Genomic DNA, 20,940 nt, shown 5'->3' with positions numbered 1-20,940 from the left:
GTTTGAGGTGGGATTGAGGGGCCAGCCCCTCAAACTCATCGGGGTATTTTTTGCCAGAAAGAAGCACGAAGCCGGTGCGAAAATCGCCGGTTTTTTTGCAAGCCTTTCGAAAAATCCCGTGTTATAAAGCGCCCAAGACAACGAGGCGGACATGAGCAGTAGCCCGAAACTGGACGACACGCTGCGCGAGGCGATCATCGCGAAACCGGATGCGATTCTGGACGATCAGGACGTGATGCATGCCCTGATTGCCGCCAATGAGAAATCCATGGGCGGCAATATCGTCGATCTGCGCGGTATCGCGATGGAGCGGCTGGAGTCCCGACTGGACCGGCTGGAGGATACGCATCGCAGCGTGATTGCGGCGGCCTATGAAAACCTTGCGGGCACCAATCAGGTCCACCGCGCGATCCTGCGCATGCTCGATCCGCTGGATTTCGAGGTCTTCCTGCGCGATCTGGGCGGCGAAGTGGCCGAGATCTTGCGCGTGGACGCGGTGGTTCTGGTGCTGGAATCAGCGCAGAATGATGATGATCCGGTGGTGCAACGACTGGGGGATGTGCTGCGCGTGACCAAGGCGGGGTTTGTCGATGACTATCTCACCCATGGGCGGGGTGGTCAGGTCCGGCAGGTGACCCTGCGCCAGGTGCAGGCGGCCGAACATGAGGTCTACGGCAAGGCTGCCGATTGGATCCGGTCGGAAGCCTGCCTGAAGCTGGATTTCGGGCGGGGGCGTTTGCCCGGGCTCTTGGTGATGGGCGCGGAGGATCCGCACCAGTTCTCCCCCCAGCAGGGCACCGACCTTCTGTCGTTTTTTGCAGGCGTGTTTGAACGATCCATGCGCCGCTGGCTGTCTTGAGCCTTATTTCTCCGGCCGCCCGCGACGCGCTGGAACACTGGCTCAGCGCGCAAAAGGCTCTGAATGGCGCGTCCGACAACACGATCGCGGCCTATCAGGGCGATCTGGCGGAATTCCTGTCTTTCATCACCTTGCACAAGGGCGAACCCACCGGCCTAAAAGCGTTGGAGCGGATCGGGGTCAGCGATATGCGCGCCTGGATGGCGCAGGCGCGGCAGTCGGGCGTGGGTGCGCGGTCGCTGGCGCGGAAACTGTCTGCGGTGAAAAGCTTCTATCGCTGGCTTGCCGAACGGGAGGGGTTTGAGCCCACCGCCGTTCTGTCGACCCGCGCGCCGAAGTTTCAGAAGAAACTGCCTCGTCCCCTGGCCCCGGATGCGGCCAGCGCAATGCTGGATACTGTGGCCCTGCAAGCGCCCACGCCCTGGGTGGCTGCGCGCGATGTGGCGGTTCTGACCCTGCTTTACGGCTGCGGGTTGCGGATATCCGAAGCGCTGGGGCTGAAGGGCCGCGACGTGCCCCTGCCGGATGTCCTGCGGATTGTCGGCAAGGGCGGCAAGGAACGGCTGGTCCCGGTCCTGCAGGCCGCCCGCGATGCGGTAGAGGCGTATCTGCACGCCTGCCCTTATGCCCTGGAACCGGACGCGCCACTGTTTCGCGGGGTGCGGGGCGGGCCGCTTAGCCCGCGCCCGATCCAGAAGGTGATGGAACAGACCCGGATGCAGCTGGGCCTGCCCGCAAGCGCCACGCCCCATGCCATGCGCCACAGCTTTGCCACCCATCTGCTGAGCGCGGGCGGTGATCTGCGCGCCATTCAGGAGCTGTTGGGCCACGCATCGCTGTCAACCACCCAGGCCTATACCGCCGTGGATACCGCGCGGTTGATGGAGGTCTATGAGCGCACCCACCCCAAGGCGTAACGGTTTGCACCCAGATCAGAAATCCGGCATGACCCCTGCATGACACCACGCAACAAAGCCCTTTCCGTCCATCTGCTGACCGCCACGGGCGCTGTTTTCGCCATGCTGGCTATGCTGGCCGCGATCGAGGCGAAATGGGACCTGATGTTCCTATGGCTGGTGGTGGCGTTTTTTGTCGATGGCATCGACGGGCCTTTGGCACGGAAATACCACGTCAAGAAAAACGCGCCCGAGTTCGACGGGGTCTTGCTGGATCTGATCATCGACTATCTGACCTACGTGTTCATCCCAGCTTTTGCGCTGTTCAAATCCGGGCTGATGGATGGCTGGTCGGGCTGGGTGATGATCATCATCATGACCTTCACCAGCGCGCTTTACTTTGCCGATACGCGGATGAAGACCAAGGACAATTCCTTTTCCGGCTTTCCCGGATGCTGGAACATGGTGGTGCTGGTCCTGTTCGCGATCGAACCCGAATGGTGGGTCTGTCTGAGCGTTGTCACGGTGCTCGCCATCGCGATGTTCGTGCCGCTGAAATTCATTCACCCCGTGCGCACCGAGCGCTGGCGCGCGCTGTCCCTGCCCGTGGCGCTTGCCTGGACAGGGTTTGCCGCCTGGGCGGCCTGGGTCGATTTCCACCCCGAAAGCTGGGCCCTGTGGGGGTTGGTTGTGACCAGTGTTTACCTCGTATTGGCGGGGATTGCGCAGCAGATCGTGCCGGCGCGGGGCTGAGGCGTCAGAACACCTCGTCTATCTTGATCTCGCGCCCGTTCAGCTCGAACGTGTCACCGGCGCCGAGGCCGCTCATCGCCTGATAGATCGGGCTGCCGGGAGAGATGCCCATATAGGTTTCGCCCTCAAGCTCGAACTGCGCGGTGGATACGGCCACGATGACAGAGCGACCGCCAAAGCGCACCACCGCGCCGGGCTGGACCGTGTCGGTCACGGCAAAGTCCAGATTTTCCAGCACGTCGATCTTGGAATGGTGATCTTTCACCGGGTGATCGAAGGCCGCCGCCAGATCGCGGTTTTCGCGCGCCTCGGCAAGGTCGGAATTGTCGTATTGTTCGCGCCCGCCCAGTTTGGCATCGGCCATGAACCGCTCGTAATGTTCGATCGCGGTTTCCAGCTCGGCCGCTTCAAGCGACAGCATTTTGGTGCGCAGCGCGTCTTTGATCGCTTGGCGGTCTTGGGTCATCGCAATCCTCCTTTTGGATGTAACGTAAATCTGCGCTGCATGTTCCGTCAAATCGTTGATCTAGATCAGGAATGCGCCTGCGCCTTCGTGGCGCAAAAGCGCCACTTTGGTCTCAACCCCGCCCTTGCCGGAAAAGCCGGTGAGCTTGCCGCCCGCGCCCATCACGCGGTGACAGGGGATCAGGATCGGGATCGGGTTGCCGCCGCAGGCCGTGCCCACCGCTTGCGCGGATTGGCCAAGCTCTTTGGCGATGTCGCCATAGGTGCGCGTTTCGCCAAAAGGGATCTGCAGCATCGCGTTGCAGACCGCTTGCTGAAAGGCGCTGCCTGAGACGCGAAAGGGCAGATCAAAGGTGGTGCGCGTGCCTTTGTCGTATTCACTCAATTGGCGCGCGGCCTCTTTCAACAGATCTGTTGGTGCGCCTTCATCACTCCCGTCCCACATCACGCGGGTGATGGCGCCGTCGGTCTCTTCGATCCCGATGCGTCCGAATTGGGTATCCACTGCAATCACGGCCATGATGGCAGACTGCCCTTTGACCGCCGCATCCTCAATCCGAATGTTGCGCACCCGTTTTCTGACACAGAAAACGGGCCGGAAAGTGTGTCACTTTCCGGCCCGCAAGGCTTAACCCAAAGCGCTGTCGCAGCGGCCGCAGACGCCGTCATGGGCGTGCTTGCCCACATCCGGCAGGATTTTCCAGCAGCGCAGGCATTTCTCGCCCTCGGCCTTCTCGAACACCATGCCGACGCCTTCGACCTCGGGCAGGCGGAAGGCCTCGGCCGGGGCCGGATCGGCACTGATGGCAAGACCCGAGGTGATACACAGATCATCCATATCGACCCCTGCCAGCAGATCGCGGATACGCGCATCTTCCACATGGACCACCGGTGCGGCCTCAAGCGAGGATCCGATGACCTTGTCGCGCCGCTGCAGTTCCAGCCCGGCGGTCACAACGCGGCGCACCCGGCGCACATCGGCGATGGTGGCGGCCAGATCGGCGTCGCGCCAATCGGCAGGCGTTTCCGGGATATCCTGCAGATGGACCGAGCTGTCCTCGCCGGGGAAGCGCTCCAACCAGACCTCTTCCGTAGTGAAGACAAGGATCGGCGCCAGCCAGGTGGTCAGACGGTGGTGCAACAGGTCCAGCACCGTGCGCGCGGCGCGGCGGCGCGGGGTGTCGCCATCGCAGTAAAGCGCGTCCTTGCGGATGTCGAAATAGAAAGCCGACAGATCCAGCGTGGCAAAGTTGAACACCGCCTGGAACACGCCCTGGAAGTCGAACCGCGCATATCCCGCCCGCACGGTTTCATCCAGCTCCGCCATGCGGTGCAGTACCCAACGCTCCAGCGCGGGCATGTCGGCGGGGGCGGTGCGGTCGGCCTCGGTAAAGTCCGCCAGCGATCCCAGCATGAAGCGCATCGTGTTGCGCAGCCGGCGATAGCTGTCTGCCACGCCTTTCAGGATCTCCGGCCCGATCCGCTGGTCGGCGGTGTAATCGGTCTGCGCGACCCACAGACGCAGGATATCCGCACCATACTGGTCGATGATCTCTTGCGGGGCGATGATATTGCCCAGCGATTTGGACATCTTCATGCCCTTCTCATCCAGCGTGAACCCATGCGTCACCACATTGCGATAAGGCGCATGTCCGGTGGTGCCCACCGATTGCAGAAGCGAGGAATGGAACCAGCCGCGATGCTGGTCGGTGCCTTCCATATAGACATCGGCGATGCCGTCTTCCGTCCCGTCCGGGCGGTCGCGCAGGGTGAAGGCGTGGGTGGAGCCTGAATCGAACCACACATCCAGGATATCCATCACCTGGTCATAGTCATCCGGGTTCACGATGCCGCCCAGGAAACGCTCTTTCGCGCCTTCTTCATACCAGGCGTCCGCGCCTTCGGCTTCGAACACCTCGGCGACGCGTGCGTTCACCTCTTCATTCCGAAGCAGGAAGTCCGGGTCGGTGGGCAATGCGCCCTTCTTGGTGAAGCAGGTCAGCGGCACGCCCCAGGCGCGTTGACGGGACAGAACCCAATCGGGCCGCGCCTCCATCATCGAATAGAGGCGGTTGCGCCCGGATTTGGGGGTCCATGTGACCTTGTCGATCTCGCTCAGCGCGCGGTCGCGGATGGTGAAGCTGTCATTGCCGATGTTCACCGTCTTGTCGATGGCGGCAAACCATTGCGGCGTGTTGCGATAGATCACCGGCGCTTTCGAGCGCCAGGAATGCGGGTAGGAATGCTTGATCTTTCCACGTGCCAGAAGCCCGCCCACCTCGGCCAGCTTGTCGATAACGGCCTTGTTCGCGGTGCCTTCGCCGCCCTTGCGGGACAGGATGTAGTTGCCGCCAAAGAACGGCAGGTCATCGCGGAATTTGCCGTCATCGGTGACGTTATAGGTGATCACCTGATCCAGCATGCCCAGATCGCGGTAAAGCTCGTATTCCTCCATCCCGTGCGACGGCGCGCAATGCACGAACCCGGTGCCTTCCTCGTCGCTGACGAACTCGGCGGCGCGGAAATCGCGCAGGTCGTCCCATTCGGCATTGGAACCATCCGCCGCGTTCAAGGGATGGGTCAGTTGGATCTTGGCCAGATCGTCCTGTGTGACATCACACAGACGCCGCCACATCGTATCATCAAGCCGCGCGCGGCCCATAACATCCGCCGCCATCTTGTCGGCCAGTATATAGCGGTCCCCGATCCGGGCCCAACACTCCTCGGGCCGACCGGTGACTTCGTAAAGACCGTAGGAGACGTCCTTGCCGTAAACGACGGCTTTGTTCGACGGTATGGTCCATGGCGTCGTCGTCCAGATCACAACGTAGGCGTTGTCCAACGTCACGTCGCCAGTGTTCACGACCTTGAACTTCACCCAGATCGTGAAGCTTTCCTTGTCGTGATACTCGACCTCGGCCTCGGCCAGGGCGGTCTGTTCGATGGGCGACCACATCACGGGTTTCGAGCCCTGATAGAGCGTGCCGTTCATCAGGAATTTCATGAATTCTTCAGCAATCACCCGCTCGGCGTGGAAATCCATCGTCAGGTACGGGTTGGCCCAGTTGCCGGTCACGCCAAGGCGCTTGAATTCCTCGCGCTGGATATCCACCCAGCCTTCGGCGAATTTGCGGCACTCGGCGCGGAACTCGTTGATCGGCACCGCGTCCTTGTTCTTGCCCTTCTTGCGGTATTCTTCCTCGATCTTCCATTCGATGGGCAGGCCGTGGCAGTCCCAGCCGGGGATATAGCGGCTGTCATAGCCCATCATCTGATGGGATCGCACGATCATGTCCTTGATCGTCTTGTTCAGCGCATGCCCGATATGCAGATGCCCGTTGGCATAGGGAGGTCCGTCATGCAGCGTGAAGGGCGCGCGGCCCTCTTTCTCGCGCAGGCGGTCATAGACACCGATCTTTTCCCACCGGGCCAGCCAGTCGGGTTCGCGCTTGGGCAGGCCCGCGCGCATGGGGAAATCGGTTTTCGGAAGGTTCAGCGTATCTTTGTAGTCAGGGGTGTCGGCGCACATGGGTGGCGTCCTTTGGATCGTCTTTAGCGGAAATGTCGAAGGGGCGGTGCGATGGCTCAAACACCTTTGCCCGGCGTCTCATGGGATCAGAGCGCCGGGGACATAATTCGAATAATGATCAGGCAATGCTGGCTCATGCGCCCGCTTATAGGCAGCGGAATGCCGGGGGGCAAGCCCGGCCTGACAGGTGCTGCGCACGGTGGTGTAAGAGCCCGGCAAGGTTGATGCGCTACACCCTTCCCCGCTGCAGCATTGTCGCCGGATTGGCACCCGGTGGCGCGATCAGGACGATGGTTTTTCCAGCGCGTCTTTCACAGGTTCCGGATTTACGACCCGGGGCCCGTGGACCGTCATTCATTCAGCGGGCCCGCCCCCTGACGCCATTTCCTTCCAGATAAACGCATCCCCTGCCGGAGAGTGGCTCCGAGCGGGGCAAAAGCCGTGCCTTTTGGCACGCAGCCGGTCCAAGCCCCAAGCCGCCCCTGCGCGCCCTGTCGCCGACGGCGGTCGGCTGAGCATGTCAGCTTTCAGCGCATCACTGAAGATCAATGAAGATCTGCGAGGCAACACCGGCTTCAAGCAGGGCCTCTTTCATCTCATCAATCGCGTTGACGTCGGGCGAGCTGACGATGACGACATCGTTGACCACCAGTGAATACAACGGCGCGTCGGGCTTGAGATTTGCGAGGTATTTCTCGGCGGCCAGTTGAGATTTCGGCCCCCATTTACCGTCATAGGACACGCCAATCGTGTACTGCGCGTCCATCGTCATTTCCTTGCTGACGGATTTGCCCTCGTTCAGATCAAGCAGAACAGTCTGCAGCTTTTCTTCATCCGTAATGCGCTCGGGAATGAAGACGTTTGTGCAGGTTTCGACCTCTCTGTACTTGGTAACGGTCTTTTTGCTGGTCTCATTGGCGATGGCTCCCCCGACAATGGCGCCGGCAGCAGCGCCGGCATTCTTGTCGGTCACGACTTTGCCGATCACGCCACCGACGATCGCTCCGCCGATCACTTTCTCGGGGCTGCCGCCCTTCACCGTTTCCTGATAGGGAACCTGCTTGGTTTCGCATCTGACCTCATACGAACCGGCAAGGGCCGGTGAAGTCATAAGGATCACCGTAGCCGCTGTTGCGAATAGTCTCATTGTCTTGTTCCTCCTTGCCTTCAGCGCAAGCGAAGCTGCGCCTGCATCCGTCACCATTTCACGGTGTTTCACGGCAAGACTTGCATGATCCGAGGGCAGATGCATTGACACCGATCAAACCTGCAGAGGTCACTGAGAGAACAGCCCGGACCGTCCAATCACACGCGACTGTCGCCCCGGCCCTCAAAGTGCCGAGGCAATCTGATTGGCGAACTTCAAAGCGGCAACCGGCAAGGTGCGCTTGCGAAGATGGCCAAGGTAAAGCTCTCCCCCCGAGACATCGCGGGCCGAGATGGGCACAAAGGCCATGTCGGGGCGGGCAAGGGCGTTCAGCCCGACAGGGATCTGAAACCCGATGCCCTGTCCGTAAGCCGCAAAATGGCGCACCATATCGAAGCTGTCCGTTTCGAGAACCGGTTCGAGCTTTCTTCCGATCCGGGCCGATGCCTGATCAAGCAGCATGCGAACCCCGAACTGGGAGGCGGGCAACACCAGGTCGTATTCCAGGCAATCGCGCAAGCGCAGGCTTTCTCGGCCCGCCAAGGGATGCGCCGCTGACATCACCGCCATGACGGGTTGATGAACGGAATGCAGGATTTCGAAGTCCACCATATGGGCAGGTTCGAACACCAGGGCCAGATCGCTTTCGAAATTGACCAGATCTTTCTCGGCCTGGATTCGGTCGCGGACATTGACGGTGAATGTCACATCGGGGAACTCGGCGCGGTATTTTGAAATTTCGCGCGGCAGAAAGTAGGGCAGCAGCGCTTGTGAGCAGGCGATTTTGACATGCCCCCGGCGGATGCCTGACAGGTCTGCCACCTGGCCATGAACGCGGGCCAAATCCTGACGCTGCAGCCGGATATGGTGCAACAGAAGCTCACCGGCCGGATTAAGACGCATCCCCCGGGGCAGGCGCTCGAATATCTCAGAGCCGAATTCCTCTTCAAAGGCCTGGATACGCCGGTTCAGAGCCGAGGCCGTGATGTTCGTGTCCTCGGCGGCCTTGCGGATGGATCCGGAGCGGTGAACGGCTTCGATCATGTCGTATATGCGAAGGTGGCGCATGCGGCGGGTCCCGTCTTGGGTGGGCGCTTCTTGAGCGATGCAAAAAACGCACCACTATGGTTCATTCTTAACATTTGTTTGCACCACTTGATAGTGGCAGGTCTGGCGCAATGCCCTCCTCCAACGAAAAGGACCTGCCATGACCGACACTTCCCGAAGAACTTTCCTGAAACTGACCGGCGGCACCGTGGGTGCGGCGATGCTTCCCTTCCTCAAGGCGATGCCCGCACAGGCCCAGTCTGGCGGCACAATCGTCGTGGTCTCGGGCCAAACGATCAACAGCCTTGACCTGCACCGTACCGGAACCAACCGCGCGTCTTACCAGGTTGCGGTGAACTGCTATGACCGGCTGGTGAGTTTTGGCACCAAGGACACCCCCGGCGGGGGACTGTCCTATGATTATTCGGTGATTGAACCGGAGCTGGCGGAAAGCTGGACGATCTCGGATGATGGTCTCGTCATGACGTTCAAGATCAAGTCCGACGCCACGTTCTGGGACGGACGCAAAGTCACGGCTGCCGATGTGAAATGGTCTTTTGACCGCGCCGTGTCCGCGGGCGGGTTCCCGACTGTTCAGATGAAGGCCGGCGGACTTGAGCGCCCCGAGCAGTTTGAAGCCGTCGATGATGAGACATTTGTCATCAAGCTGGACAAACCCTCGAAACTGACCCTGCCCGATCTCGCGGTGCCGGTCCCGTTCATCATCAATTCGGAAGTCGCCAAAGCCAACGCAACCGAGGAAGATCCCTGGGCGATGGAGTATCTCCATACCACGCCTGCAGGGTCCGGTGCCTTCAAGGTCGCGCGTTGGGATCAGGGCCAGCAGTTGGTCTATGAACGCAACGACGCCTGGGTTGGCGGTCCGCTGCCCAGTTTCCAACGCGTGATCGTGCGCGAAGTGCCAAGCCCGGCAACCCGCCGCGCGCTGATCGAGCGCGGGGATGTGCAGATGTCCTTCAACATCCCCAACAAGGATGCCGCAGAACTGGATGCGAAGGATGGCGTGGACGTCTATTCGACGCCGATTGAAAACTGCATTCACTGTCTTTGCCCGAACTTCAACTTCGAGCCTTTCCAGGACGCCAATGTGCGCAAGGCGCTGGCTTATGCCATTCCGTACGAAGCCATTTTCCAGACAGCTGCCTATGGTCGGGGTGCGCCGATGTGGGGTGGCGAGGCCGAGATCACCGACACCGCATGGCCGCGCAAATCGCCCTACATGACCGATATGGACAAGGCCAAGGAGCACATGGCTGCATCGGGCTTTGCCTCCGGCTTCGAGGTGCCTTTGTCGATCAGCCTTGGGCTAGCCGACTGGATGGAGCCGACAGCGCTGTTGATGCAGGAGGCTTTCGCACAGATCGGCATCAAGGCCGAGATCGAAAAGATCCCCGGAGCGAACTGGCGCACCGCCGCCCTGGTCGAGAAACGTCTGCCACTTCATCTGGAGAACTTCGGCGGCTGGCTGAACACGCCCGACTATTATTTCTTCTGGGCCTACAAGAACGGTCACCTGTTCAATTCTTCGAACTACCTGAACGAGGAAATCGAGCAGCTTGTGGACGACACGCTCCACATCCCGATGGACGATCCGTCATACGCGCCGAAGATCAAGCGTATGTTCGAGATCGCCTTTGAGGACCTGCCGCGCATTCCGCTTTGGCAGCCAGCCCTGAACGTGGCGATGAACGGAGCTTCGGGATACGAGTTCTGGTTCCACCGCCAGCTGGATGTGCGTCCTCTCATCTCGGCGCCAGCTTGATGGCCGGACGGTCGAAAATGATCCTGGGCCGTGTGGCCCAGGCAATCCCCGTGGTGATGGGCGTGGTGGTGATATCGTTTATCCTCACGCGCGCCCTGCCCGGGGATCCCGCCGCGTATTTCGCCGGACCGGCAGCGGACGAGGCGTCGATTGCGGAAATTCGCGAGGCGCTTGGCCTCGATAAACCTCTGTTTCAGCAGTTCTTCTATTACGTTGGGGATCTTGCGCGCGGCGATCTGGGCACCTCGTTGACGACCGGTCAAACGGTGATGTCCGATCTGGCGGCGCGCTTGCCGGCTTCGCTTGAGCTGACGCTTGTTGCTCTGCTGCTGTCCTGCGGCATTGCCATCCCCCTGGGCGTTCTCGCGGCCACACGACCCGGTACATGGGTGGACCATCTGTGCCGTATTCTGGTCACGGCCGGTGTGTCGATGCCAACTTTCTTTACCGGGATCGTTCTGATCTATGTCTTCTATTACCTCGCGGGGATTGCGCCATCGCCTCTTGGGCGGCTGGATTTCATCTATCTGTCGCCACCGCATGTCACCGGGTTCTACCTGATTGACGCCGCTCTGGCAGGCGACTGGGAGACATGGTTCGGCGCGCTCAAACAGCTGATCCTGCCCGCGACCACGCTTGCCTTGTTCACCCTGGCCCCCATCGCGCGCATGACCCGCGCGGCGATGCTGTCGGCCCTGTCCTCGGACTTTATCCGCACCGCCCGCGCCGCGGGTCTTGGCACCCGCAAGGTCCTGTATGGATACGCCTTCCGGAACGCATTGCTGCCTGTGGTGACGACACTTGGGATGGTGTTTTCCTTCACTCTTGGCGCGAATGTGCTGGTTGAAAAGGTATTCGCCTGGCCCGGCATCGGTTCGTATGCGGTCGAGGCGCTTGTGGTCTCGGATTATGCGGCCGTGCAGGGCTTTGTGCTGGCCATGGCGCTTCTGTTCGTGGCGCTGAACCTGATCATCGACATCGCTTACGCGCTGATCGATCCCCGCATCGGATTGAAGTGATGGCCGATATGACAGCTTCTCAACAACCCAAAACTGCTGCGCGCAAAGGTGACACCACACTCGGGCACATCGCTTATGTCCTGAAAGACAACCCGGTCACGATGCTGGCCTTCGCGATGCTGGCTTTCTTTCTGGGCTGCGCTTTCTTCGGCCCTGCCCTGGTGCCCTATGACCCGCTTGCAACAAATGGCGCAAGGGCGTTGCAGCCCCCCAACTGGGACCACTGGTTCGGCACGGACAACCTGGGCCGGGATGTGTTCAGCCGCGTTGTTGTGGCAACGCGCCTTGATCTGACAATCTCGGTCGCGGCTGTCGCCCTGAGCTTTGTAATCGGATCCGTCCTTGGCTCGATCGCCGGCTATTGGGGCGGGTGGCTTGACGCGGTGCTCAACCGTTGCCTCGACACGATCATGGCCTTCCCTCTGTTCGTGCTGGCTATGGGGGTGGTCGCAGCTCTGGGCAACACGGTGGAAAACATCATCTATGCCACGGCGATCATCAACATTCCGTTCTATGCCCGCCTTGTCCGGGCCGAGGTGAACATTCGCCGCAACGCGGGTTTCGCACAGGCTGCCAAGCTGTCGGGCAACAGCGACCTGCGCGTGCTGGCGGTGCACATCTTCCCCAATGCGCTGCCGCCGATGATGGTGCAGGTCTCGCTCAATCTGGGCTGGGCGATCCTGAACGCGGCAGGTCTGAGCTTTATCGGCCTTGGCGTGCGCCCGCCGACCCCTGAATGGGGGATCATGGTGGCCGAGGGCGCGAATTTCATCGTCTCGGGTGAGTGGTGGCTTGCGGTTTTCCCCGGCCTCTGGCTGATGCTTGCTGTCTTCACCTTCAACCTGCTTGGCGATGGTCTGCGTGACATCGTCGATCCCCGCAAAAGGACTTGAGGCCCATGCTGTCGGTCAAAGACCTTTCTGTCGCTTTCAAGACCCGAAAAGGGGAAGTCAACGCGGTGCGCGGCGTCTCTTTCGACGTCGGAAAGGGCGAGACCCTTGGCATCGTGGGCGAAAGCGGTTCGGGCAAGTCGGTCACCTCTTATGCGCTGATGCGTATTCTCGATGCCGGCGGCGAGATCCGCACAGGCGATGTTGTCTATGGCGGGATCGACCTGCGCGCAGCGTCCGAGACGAACATGCGCGATATTCGGGGTCGGGAGATCTCGATGATCTTCCAGAATCCGCGCGCCGCCCTGAACCCGATCCGCCGGGTTGGCCATCAGGTGGAAGACGTGCTGATCCGCCACGCGCAGGCGACCCTCCAGACCGCGAAGGCCAAAGCCATCGCGGCATTGGAGGCGGTCAAGATCAACGACGCTGCCGCGCGGTACGAGGCATATCCGTTCGAGCTTTCGGGCGGCATGTGCCAGCGGATCGTTATTGCCATTGCACTGGCCTGCAAACCGCAGCTTCTGATCGCGGACGAGCCGACCACCGGGCTTGATATCACGACGCAGAAGGCGGTCATGGACCTTGTCGGCGATCTCACGAAAGAGCGGGGAATGGGGATGATCCTCATCACCCATGATCTTGGCCTTGCCTCGCAGTATTGCGACCGCATTGTCGTGATGAAAGATGGTTTGATCGTCGAGGTTGGCGAACCGAAGACGCTTTTCACCGACCCGCAGCACGCTTACACGCGCAAGCTTGTGGACGCGACACCGCGCCTGGGCGCGTCGATCCGCAACCTGTTGCCGCCAGAGGCGCGCCGCCCCGAACCAAGGCACAAGGTTCACAACCGACCGCTTCTGGAAGTGCGCGATCTGGTCAAGACCTATCCGGGAAAGACAGGTCCCATTCAGGCCGTGAAGGGTATTTCCTTTGACATCAAAGCCGGGCAGTCGCTGGGTCTGGTCGGGGAAAGCGGAAGCGGAAAGTCCACCACATCCGAGATGATCGTGCGCTTGCAGGACCCGACTTCGGGCAATATCCTTTTTGATGGACAGGATATCGCAGCCACACCCTCTGCCCGGTTCATGCGCCACGCTGTGCGAAGGGACATCCAGATGGTTTTTCAGGACGCCACTGACAGTCTGAACCCCCGCAGCACGGCTGCGTCCGCGATTGCGGAACCTTTGGCGCGCATCGACCGGATGCGCGGTGCAAAGCTGACCGCACGCGTATCGGAACTGGCTGATCTGGTCGGTCTGCCGCAGCCGCTTCTGAGCCGTTTTCCGCACCAGCTTTCCGGCGGCCAGAAGGCTCGGGTCGGAATTGCCCGTGCCATCGCCTTGGAGCCCAGGCTTCTGATCCTTGATGAACCGACCGCGGCGCTTGATGTGTCCATTCAGGCGCTGGTCCTCAATCTGTTGGTCGATCTGCGGGCGAAGATGGGTATGTCATACCTGTTTGTCAGCCATGACCTGAATGTTGTCAGGCTGCTTTGCGATGAAGTCCTTGTCATGAAGCAGGGCGAGATTGTTGACCGCGGACCGACCGCGACCGTGATGGACACCCCCAGCCACCCCTATACCCGCGCATTGATCGAGGCCGCCCCGCAGCCCCCCAGATCCATTGCCGCCTAGAACCGGAAAGACGACGCCCATGACGAAAGACATGCCCCTTACCCTTGACGCCCTGCGAGAGGCCTATGACAGCGGGGCAACCCCGTCGGATATCGTGCGCGAAGTCTACCGGCGCATAGAGGCCGTCGGCGATCCGGCGATCTTCATCCATCTCCGGCCCATGGAAGACGTTCTGGCCGAAGCCGATGCGTTGGCTGAACGGTCGGATGAACAGCCTCTATGGGGCACCCCGTTCGTCGTTAAGGACAATATCGACGTGGCCGGCATTCCCACGACGGCCGCTTGCCCCGCCTATGCCTATACTCCAGGCCGGGATGCGTTCGTTGTGGCGAGGCTCCGCGCAGCCGGAGCGCTTGTTATCGGGAAGACCAATCTGGATCAGTTCGCAACCGGGCTTGTTGGCGTGCGCTCACCTTACGGCGTGCCAAAAAACGCGATTGATCCCGACATCGTGCCCGGAGGCTCTTCCAGCGGGTCCGGGGTCGCGGTCGGGCATGGCTTTGTGACCTTTTCGCTTGGGACCGACACGGCAGGCTCTGGCCGCGTTCCGGCGGCACTGAACAATGTCGTCGGACTGAAGCCTTCCCTGGGGGCCTTGTCAGCCACCGGCGTGGTCCCGGCTTGCCGTACGCTCGACACGATCTCGATTTTCGCCGCCAATGTGACAGACGCCTTTGCTGCTTTCCAGGTGGCCTGCGCCGAGGATACCGAAGACGCCTATTCCAAACAGGTCACCGCAGGAAATCTGAGCGCACCCCCACCCGCGTTCAGGGTCGGGGTTCCGGATGCGGCGTCGCGCATTTTCTTTGGCGACACGGTTCAAGCCGCCAGTTTCGAGGACAGCCTGACGCAGTTGCAGGCCTTGGGCGCCACGATCGTCGAGCTTGATTTCTCGCCCTTCTATGCGGTCGCCGAAATGCTTTACGAGGGGGCCTGGGTGGCCGAACGATACACTGTTGTCGAAGACCTGATGCGGGATGCGCCAGATGCGTTGCATCCGACGACAGCAAAGATCATCGGCGCTGCGAAACAACTGTCTGCCGCCGATGCGTTTCGCGGGATCTACCGCTTGAAAGAATTGGAGCGGGCGGCGCATGGGCTGCTGGCGCAGATCGATTTGCTGTGCGTTCCGACAATCCCGACCTTTTATTCGGTTGCCGATCTTGAAGCCGATCCCGTGACGCCGAACTCGAATCTTGGCACCTATACGAATTTCGTGAACCTTCTGGACATGTGCGGCATCGCTGTGCCGTCAAAGCCGCGCAGCGACGGGCGCCCCGGATCCGTCACCTTCCTGGCCGCAAGCGGGTCCGACGCACTGGTGGGAAGTATCGCGGCGGCCTTTGCGGGCGAGGCGGTGGCTGGCAAACCAGGTCATGCCACCGAGAGCGAAATCGCCATTGCCGTCTGCGGTGCGCATATGTCCGGCATGGCGCTGAACCATGAGCTGACATCCCGTGGCGGACGGTTGCTGGAAGCCACATGTACCGCGCCGCGCTATCGTCTTTATGCGCTTGCGGGCGGACCACCCCAACGACCCGGCCTGCTGCGCATCGAGAAAGGCGCAAAAATCGAGCTGGAGGTCTGGGCGCTTCCGAAATCGACCGTGGGCGCGTTTCTTGAAGGGATCCCCGCGCCTTTGTCCATCGGCACGGTGGAGCTTGAAAGCGGAACCAAGGCGCATGGTTTCCTTGTTGAGACCACGGGGGTTCAGGGGGCAGAGGACATTACGCATCTTGGCAGCTGGCGGGCCTATCAGGACATGAAGCACAAGCCCGTTGCGCAAAATGCGGGTTAGCGGCACGTCCTTGGAATGGCTGGCTGGGAAGCTGGCACGGTCCTGCAATGCGGTCCCTGGAGACGGGCTTTCCCAGCCCGATGACCGCGTGGCCGAACCGGCCCCTTAGGGATGAAACAACGTTCCCACCCCGAAGGCCATTCCAGCCGCAGCCCCGCCGATCACAAGCGTCTCAAGCGCTGAATACCACCACGGCGCCAGGGACCAGATGCTTTTGGCGGCCCCGATTGCGAAGAAGACCACCATGGTCATTACGGCCGAGATCGTGAACGCGCCTTCGCCCATGCCGAAAATAAAGGGCAATAGTGGCACGAGACCCGCCACCATAAAGGCCGCGAATGTTGCCCAGGCCGCGCGCAGCGGGTGCGGATCGACATTCGACAGGCCGTATTCGCCTTCCATCATCAGGTCGATCCACGTCTCGCGCCGGGCGGTGATGGCGTTGGTCGCATCCTCCAGCACCGTGCCTTCAAGCCCCTTCTGACGCAGGATCTCGCGCACTTCCTCGCGTTCTCCATCGGGGAAGCGGTCGATATGGGCGGCTTCGACCTTGCGCAGGCGGCGGGCGTTATCCAGTTCGGATTTGGTGGCCGAGTAATTGCCGGCCGCCATGGAAAACCCGTCAGCCAGCACATTGGCCAGCCCCAGCGCCACGATGATGAAGGGTGACAGGCCCGCACCGGCCACACCGGCCACGATGGCGAAGGTGGTCACCGATCCGTCGATCCCGCCATAGATCATGTCGCGCAGAAGGCCCCGCCCTGGCGGGTTGCTGATGCGGGCGTGAATATCGGCGGGCTCGTGGCTGTGATCGGTCATGGCGTCCGGGCTTTTCAACGTGAAAGCCCACTTTATGCGCCGGGGCCGTGCCCGCCTTGCGCTGGATCAAGCCAGATGCGCGATCATCTCGATCGGGGCGATGCGGCCCACGGCGATATTCTGCACCATGTGCTGGACCTTCACGCCGGTATCGGCCCCCATGATCAGATGCAGGCCCAAGGGCGGCGGGCCGTCCTGACCGGTTTGCGCGGCGGCCAGTTTGGCAAAGAAGTCCTTGGCAAACCCGGTGCGGTCGGTCTGCTGGCGGATGGTGAAACCCGCGTCTTCGAGCGCGGCGCGATATTCCTCGGGCGAGGCCAGAGCGCTCTGGCTGGCATCCGAGGCCCAGGGGGCGGGGAAATCCATCTCTCCCGGGCCGACCTGCATCACGTCATAGATGGCAAACAGGCCGCCGGGTTTGAGAACCCGCGCAGCCTCGCGCGCGAGGCCCGCCTTGTCGGCGATATTCATGCCCACATGGATCATATAGGCCGCGTCCATGCTGCTGTCGTCCAATGGCAGATCAAGGATGCTGCCCGTTTTCAGCGTGACCTTGTCGCCCAATCCCGTCCAGTCGCACAGCGCCCGGCCGGTCTGTACGAATTCGTCGGTCAGATCCACACCGGTGACACGCGCGCCGGTCTGCCCCGCAACATAGCGCGCAGGCCCGCCCAGCCCGCAGCCCAGATCGACGACCCGCGCCCCCGTGGACAGCCCCATCGCCGCCACGAAGGGTTCCGTCGCAAGCCGCCCGCCGATGTGAAATTCATCGACCGGGGCCAGGTCATCGGCCGATAAAGGCGGCGCAAGGCCCAGCGCATCAAGACCTGCTTTGATCCTGCCCAGCAATTGACCGGATGAGTAATGGCCTTCGACGTCAGATGCCTGTGTCATGGTGTTCCCCTTGCGTTGCGCGCGCCACCATAACACGGATCAGTCGGCTTTTGTCTTCTGCGTTCCCAAAAGCCCGCTGAGGGCATTTTTCACGATCCCCCGGACCGACGGTTTGCGGCGGGGGGAGAAGGGCAGCGGGCGGCACACCTCCATCGCGGCAAGGCCCACGCGGGCGGTCAGGGCGCCATTGACCAGCCCCTCGCCAAAGCGGCGCGAGAGCTTGCCCAGGATCGACCCGCCCAGGATCGGCTCAAGCATGTCATCGCCCACGGCGACGGCACCCGTGGCCACCAGATGGGTCAGCACCGCGCGGGTCAGACGCCACGATCCCAGAACCCCCGACCGACCGCCGTAAATCTCGGCCACGCGCCGGATCATGCGCAGATTGGCGGCCAAGGCGGCGACCACATCCGCCATGGCCAAAGGAACCAGAGCGGTGACGGTGGCGACCTGACGGGCGGCCGCTTCGATCTCGCGGCGGGCCATCTGGTCAAGCGGGGCCAGCAACTCAGCCTCGGCCAGATCCAGCATGGCAGAGGCGTCGAAGACATCGGCCTGCGCCTCGGCAAAGCGGTCGCGGCCCCATTCGGTTTCGGGCCGGTGGGCGTAAAGCCGCACCAGGCGGTCGGCGGTGGCGCGCGCCGCGGTCAGATCGCCGGCGGCCAGCGCTTCGTCGGCGGCGCGCTGCAGATCGTCCATGCGTTTGAGCCTGCCAAAGGCCGCCAGTTCGCGCAGGGCGATGATCGCAAGCACCAGCAGGAACGCCGCCAGAAGCACCGTGACCGCCCAGCCCAGAAGGGGCGAACGATCCAGAAGCCCCATCACGAAATCCCATGCCGCGACCGAGATCACGGCCCCAAGAAGCGCGCCCAGAAGCCCCCAGAACCACCGCGCCAGCCGCGAGGGTTTGCGCGCCGCCAGCCGTGCCGCCATCTGCATCGCGTCGCCCTGCGGGAGGGGGGCGGGATCGGCAATAGCGGGGGCGTCCGCCACCGACGGGGCGGGGCTGTCTTCCAGATCGATCAGAACCGGTCCCTTGCGCTGGCTCATGCGGCGCTCCTTTCCCAGACAAGGCGCAGATCGGGCAGACCTTCGTCATTGCCCGCGCCATCGGTGCGTTCGACCTCGGTAAAGCCGTGGTGGCGGTAAAAACCCTGCGCGGGCAGATTGGCCTGGAACGTCCAGAGCGACAGGTGGCCTTCGCGCGCCTGCAGGTCGGACATCAGCGCCCCGCCAAAACCCCGGCCCCGCGCGCCCATGTCGATGTAAAGCGCATGGATCACCGCGCCGTCGCGGGCGCAAAACCCCTGCACGCGGCCCTGATGTTCGAGCACCGTGACCCAGCCGCGGTCGATCATGTCGGCGGCAAAGCTCAGATCCTCGGCCCGGGTGTGGATGCGCGGCATCCACGGGGTTTCGTCGATGAAGCCTGACAGGATCTCACCGGTCCGGCCGGCATCCAGGCTGTGGGCGGGGCGCAGGAGGGGCGCGGTCACAGCCGGTCTCCGATCAGAAACTGCAGGGCACGGTCCAGCCGGATATGCGGCGGGCCGAAGCCGGGTTTCAGCGACAGTTCGGCGGGGGCAAAGCGCATGGCTTCGAAATCCACGTCCAGCCAGCTGTCCGCGCCATCGCGCGCGGGGCGCAGCAGCGCACCGGGGTCTTCGGGCAATTCGCCGGGATAAAGCGCGGCCTGCTTGCCGGTGTCCAGAAGCGTGCCGCGCACCATGTTCAGCGAGGCGCCGTCATGGTCGCGCGTTTCCTCGGTCGTGGCGCGCAGCGCGGCAATGGCCATGGCGGCGGTTTCGGCCCCGGCAAAGCCCGCGCGGTCGCGCGCCTCGCGGGTCAGTGCCTCGATTATCGCGGTCAGGCGGGCGTGCTGGGTGTGGTGGATGTGATCGGCCTTGGTGGCGGCAAAGAGGATCTTTTCCACCCGTTTGCCCAGCAACAACTGACTGAGAAAGGCGTTTCGGCCGGGCCGGAACGCGCCCAGAATATCGGCCATGGCATGGCGCATGTCTTCCACCGCCGCCGGGCCCTTGTGGATCGCGCCCAGCGCATCGACCAGCACGATCTGGCGGTCGATCCGGGCGAAATGATCGCGGAAGAAGGGTTTCACCACCTGGGATTTATAGGCCTCGTACCGCCTTTCGAACTCGCGCCAGAGCGTGCCGCGCCCGCCCCGTGGCCCCGGCAGCGGCGCGAAGGTGATGGCGGGGGATCCGGCCAGATCGCCGGGCAGAAGGAAACGGCCCGGCGTGCAGTCATAATAGCCCGCATCTCGCGCGGCCTGCAGATAGGCTGTGAAACTGGCCGCCAGCGGTTTGGCCGCGACCTCGTCATGGGGGGCCATCAGATCGGCCTGGGCCAGATGGGCCTGAAACCGGGACGCCTGGGGGCGCTGCGCCATCCGCGCCAGCACCTCGTCGGACCATTGGGTAAAGGTCTTGTCCAGAAGGGCCAGATCCAGCAGCCATTCGCCGGGATAATCCACGATATCCAGATGCACCGTCCGCGTGCCCTGCAAACCCGCCAGAAGCCCTGCCGGTTTCACCCGGAGCGACAGGCGCAGTTCGGAGATGGCACGGGTACTGTCGGGCCAGTGTGGCGCGGGGCCGCTCAGATCGCTCAGATGCGCTTCATAGTCGAAACGCGGGATCGTGTCGTCGGGCTGGGGCTGCAGGAACGCCGCCGCGATGCGCCCTTCCTGCGCGGCCAGAAGGCCGTTCATGCGCCCCCTGTCCAGCATATTCGCGACCAGTGAGGTGATGAACACCGTCTTGCCCGACCGCGCCAGCCCGGTGACGCCCAGTCGGATGACCGGTTCGAAAAAGGCACCTGTTATCCGGTCACCCGCCTCTTCGACGCTTCGGACCAGCGTATCGGCAAGTGTTGAAATGACCAAACCGTGTTCCTGCTTCTGTCTCAGGTCCAAGATAGGCACGGGCAGGCAGCGATGCCAGTGGGGAAAGCGGCGCGCCGGTTCCCCTTAATGTGTTGGGGCTTGCCTGATTGCGCGGGGCGGTTTACCTGCCGCTCCCATGCCTCGTTATGCCCTGAAGATCGAATACCACGGAGCGCCCTTCGCCGGGTGGCAGCGTCAGGCCGACCAGCCTTCGGTTCAGGGCGCGGTCGAAGCCGCGTTGGCCAGGCTGGAGCCGCGCGAGCATACCATCGCGGCGGCAGGCCGGACGGATGCGGGGGTCCACGCGCTGGCGCAGGTGGCCCATTGCGATATGGAGCGTGACTGGGACCCGTTCCGCCTGTCAGAGGCGTTGAATTACCATCTGAAGCCCGAACCGGTGGCGATACTGGACTGCGCACCGGTCGCCGATGACTGGCACGCGCGGTTTTCGGCGGTGGAGCGGCGGTACCTGTTCCGCATCCTGATCCGGCGGGCACCC

At 62.3% G+C, this 20,940-nt stretch carries 19 protein-coding genes; 9 read left to right on the top strand and 10 right to left on the bottom strand.

Annotated elements, in window-relative coordinates:
* Positions 1 to 151: 151 nt before the first annotated feature.
* From TR61_RS14485 to TR61_RS14475, 3 genes are read left to right on the top strand one after another with little or no spacing between them, the layout of a single operon-like run.
* Entirely contained in the window at positions 152 to 859 is a 708-nt protein-coding gene (locus TR61_RS14485; protein WP_050931130.1) for a DUF484 family protein, read from the top strand.
* Positions 856 to 1,776 (top strand): tyrosine recombinase XerC, encoded by a 921-nt coding sequence (locus tag TR61_RS14480; RefSeq protein WP_050931127.1) that lies wholly within the window; start codon positions 856 to 858, stop codon positions 1,774 to 1,776. The genes TR61_RS14485 and TR61_RS14480 overlap by 4 nt, the downstream gene beginning before the upstream one ends.
* Before the next feature lie 39 nt (positions 1,777 to 1,815).
* A complete protein-coding gene (locus TR61_RS14475; RefSeq protein WP_050931124.1) occupies positions 1,816 to 2,508 on the top strand; it encodes a CDP-alcohol phosphatidyltransferase family protein in 693 nt (230 codons plus the stop codon).
* Between the two features lie 4 nt (positions 2,509 to 2,512).
* On the opposite strand, the gene TR61_RS14470 is transcribed toward TR61_RS14475, so the two are convergent.
* From TR61_RS14470 to TR61_RS14450, 5 genes are all read right to left on the bottom strand, one after another.
* Positions 2,513 to 2,974: a hypothetical protein gene (locus TR61_RS14470; protein WP_050931121.1), complete on the bottom strand. Its 462-nt coding sequence runs from the start codon at positions 2,972 to 2,974 to the stop codon at positions 2,513 to 2,515.
* Between the two features lie 60 nt (positions 2,975 to 3,034).
* Positions 3,035 to 3,493 carry a methylated-DNA--[protein]-cysteine S-methyltransferase gene (locus TR61_RS14465; RefSeq protein WP_050931185.1) on the bottom strand — a complete coding sequence of 153 codons (459 nt, stop codon included), beginning with the start codon at positions 3,491 to 3,493 and terminating at the stop codon, positions 3,035 to 3,037.
* A 108-nt stretch (positions 3,494 to 3,601) separates the two neighbouring features.
* On the bottom strand, positions 3,602 to 6,502 hold the full coding sequence (gene ileS / locus TR61_RS14460; protein WP_050931118.1) for an isoleucine--tRNA ligase: 2,901 nt from the start codon (positions 6,500 to 6,502) through the stop codon (positions 3,602 to 3,604).
* Positions 6,503 to 7,037: 535 nt separating this feature from the next.
* Positions 7,038 to 7,754 (bottom strand): glycine zipper 2TM domain-containing protein, encoded by a 717-nt coding sequence (locus TR61_RS14455; protein ID WP_157440928.1) that lies wholly within the window; start codon positions 7,752 to 7,754, stop codon positions 7,038 to 7,040.
* Between the two features lie 78 nt (positions 7,755 to 7,832).
* Complete coding sequence (locus TR61_RS14450; protein ID WP_050931112.1) at positions 7,833 to 8,717, bottom strand: LysR family transcriptional regulator; 885 nt, start codon at positions 8,715 to 8,717, stop codon at positions 7,833 to 7,835.
* Between the two features lie 139 nt (positions 8,718 to 8,856).
* Between TR61_RS14450 and TR61_RS14445 the strand changes: the two genes are divergently transcribed.
* Genes TR61_RS14445 through atzF form a run of 5 tightly spaced genes read left to right on the top strand, consistent with a single transcriptional unit; the run spans position 8,857 to position 15,823 of the window.
* Positions 8,857 to 10,479: an ABC transporter substrate-binding protein gene (locus TR61_RS14445; protein ID WP_050931108.1), complete on the top strand. Its 1,623-nt coding sequence runs from the start codon at positions 8,857 to 8,859 to the stop codon at positions 10,477 to 10,479.
* Positions 10,479 to 11,498 (top strand): ABC transporter permease, encoded by a 1,020-nt coding sequence (locus TR61_RS14440; protein ID WP_050931105.1) that lies wholly within the window; start codon positions 10,479 to 10,481, stop codon positions 11,496 to 11,498. Before TR61_RS14445 ends, TR61_RS14440 begins: the two co-directional genes overlap by 1 nt.
* Before the next feature lie 8 nt (positions 11,499 to 11,506).
* Positions 11,507 to 12,391 carry an ABC transporter permease gene (locus TR61_RS14435; protein WP_245626897.1) on the top strand — a complete coding sequence of 295 codons (885 nt, stop codon included), beginning with the start codon at positions 11,507 to 11,509 and terminating at the stop codon, positions 12,389 to 12,391.
* Between the two features lie 5 nt (positions 12,392 to 12,396).
* Entirely contained in the window at positions 12,397 to 14,025 is a 1,629-nt protein-coding gene (locus TR61_RS14430) for a dipeptide ABC transporter ATP-binding protein (RefSeq protein WP_050931099.1), read from the top strand.
* 19 nt (positions 14,026 to 14,044) lie between these two features.
* On the top strand, positions 14,045 to 15,823 hold the full coding sequence (atzF, locus tag TR61_RS14425) for an allophanate hydrolase (RefSeq protein ID WP_050931096.1): 1,779 nt from the start codon (positions 14,045 to 14,047) through the stop codon (positions 15,821 to 15,823).
* Between the two features lie 105 nt (positions 15,824 to 15,928).
* Here atzF and TR61_RS14420 read toward each other — a convergent pair whose 3' ends face one another.
* The 5 genes from TR61_RS14420 to TR61_RS14400 all read right to left on the bottom strand — a co-directional run bounded on the left by TR61_RS14420 (position 15,929) and on the right by TR61_RS14400 (position 20,441).
* The gene (locus tag TR61_RS14420; protein ID WP_050931093.1) at positions 15,929 to 16,642 is read right to left on the bottom strand and encodes a VIT1/CCC1 transporter family protein; all 714 of its coding nucleotides are present in this window, start codon (positions 16,640 to 16,642) and stop codon (positions 15,929 to 15,931) included.
* 66 nt (positions 16,643 to 16,708) lie between these two features.
* A complete protein-coding gene (locus TR61_RS14415; protein WP_050931090.1) occupies positions 16,709 to 17,536 on the bottom strand; it encodes a class I SAM-dependent methyltransferase in 828 nt (275 codons plus the stop codon).
* Between the two features lie 39 nt (positions 17,537 to 17,575).
* Positions 17,576 to 18,586 carry a YcjF family protein gene (locus TR61_RS14410; RefSeq protein WP_050931086.1) on the bottom strand — a complete coding sequence of 337 codons (1,011 nt, stop codon included), beginning with the start codon at positions 18,584 to 18,586 and terminating at the stop codon, positions 17,576 to 17,578.
* Positions 18,583 to 19,032, bottom strand: coding sequence for a GNAT family N-acetyltransferase (locus TR61_RS14405; protein ID WP_050931083.1), 450 nt, complete (start codon positions 19,030 to 19,032; stop codon positions 18,583 to 18,585). The genes TR61_RS14410 and TR61_RS14405 overlap by 4 nt, the downstream gene beginning before the upstream one ends.
* Positions 19,029 to 20,441, bottom strand: coding sequence for a YcjX family GTP-binding protein (locus TR61_RS14400; RefSeq protein WP_050931080.1), 1,413 nt, complete (start codon positions 20,439 to 20,441; stop codon positions 19,029 to 19,031). The genes TR61_RS14405 and TR61_RS14400 overlap by 4 nt, the downstream gene beginning before the upstream one ends.
* Before the next feature lie 136 nt (positions 20,442 to 20,577).
* On the opposite strand from TR61_RS14400, the gene TR61_RS14395 reads away from it, so the two are divergent.
* Positions 20,578 to 20,940: tRNA pseudouridine synthase A (locus TR61_RS14395; RefSeq protein WP_172676988.1), on the top strand; the 363-nt coding region annotated here is incomplete at its 3' end.

Source organism: Aestuariivita boseongensis (genome assembly GCF_001262635.1).
Taxonomy (GTDB): domain Bacteria; phylum Pseudomonadota; class Alphaproteobacteria; order Rhodobacterales; family Rhodobacteraceae; genus Aestuariivita; species Aestuariivita boseongensis.
This window is presented reverse-complemented; position numbering and strand designations above follow the sequence as displayed.

Coding starts and splice junctions, on each gene's coding strand:
- TR61_RS14470 (WP_050931121.1), bottom strand. CDS start 2,974: ATGACCCAAGACCGCCAAGCGATCAAAGACGCGCTGCGCACCAAAATG.
- atzF (WP_050931096.1), top strand. CDS start 14,045: ATGACGAAAGACATGCCCCTTACCCTTGACGCCCTGCGAGAGGCCTAT.
- TR61_RS14440 (WP_050931105.1), top strand. CDS start 10,479: ATGGCCGGACGGTCGAAAATGATCCTGGGCCGTGTGGCCCAGGCAATC.
- TR61_RS14415 (WP_050931090.1), bottom strand. CDS start 17,536: ATGACACAGGCATCTGACGTCGAAGGCCATTACTCATCCGGTCAATTG.
- TR61_RS14445 (WP_050931108.1), top strand. CDS start 8,857: ATGACCGACACTTCCCGAAGAACTTTCCTGAAACTGACCGGCGGCACC.
- TR61_RS14420 (WP_050931093.1), bottom strand. CDS start 16,642: ATGACCGATCACAGCCACGAGCCCGCCGATATTCACGCCCGCATCAGC.
- TR61_RS14475 (WP_050931124.1), top strand. CDS start 1,816: ATGACACCACGCAACAAAGCCCTTTCCGTCCATCTGCTGACCGCCACG.
- TR61_RS14455 (WP_157440928.1), bottom strand. CDS start 7,754: ATGCATCTGCCCTCGGATCATGCAAGTCTTGCCGTGAAACACCGTGAA.
- TR61_RS14410 (WP_050931086.1), bottom strand. CDS start 18,586: ATGAGCCAGCGCAAGGGACCGGTTCTGATCGATCTGGAAGACAGCCCC.
- TR61_RS14430 (WP_050931099.1), top strand. CDS start 12,397: ATGCTGTCGGTCAAAGACCTTTCTGTCGCTTTCAAGACCCGAAAAGGG.
- TR61_RS14435 (WP_245626897.1), top strand. CDS start 11,507: ATGACAGCTTCTCAACAACCCAAAACTGCTGCGCGCAAAGGTGACACC.
- TR61_RS14485 (WP_050931130.1), top strand. CDS start 152: ATGAGCAGTAGCCCGAAACTGGACGACACGCTGCGCGAGGCGATCATC.
- TR61_RS14450 (WP_050931112.1), bottom strand. CDS start 8,717: ATGCGCCACCTTCGCATATACGACATGATCGAAGCCGTTCACCGCTCC.
- TR61_RS14465 (WP_050931185.1), bottom strand. CDS start 3,493: ATGGCCGTGATTGCAGTGGATACCCAATTCGGACGCATCGGGATCGAA.
- ileS (WP_050931118.1), bottom strand. CDS start 6,502: ATGTGCGCCGACACCCCTGACTACAAAGATACGCTGAACCTTCCGAAA.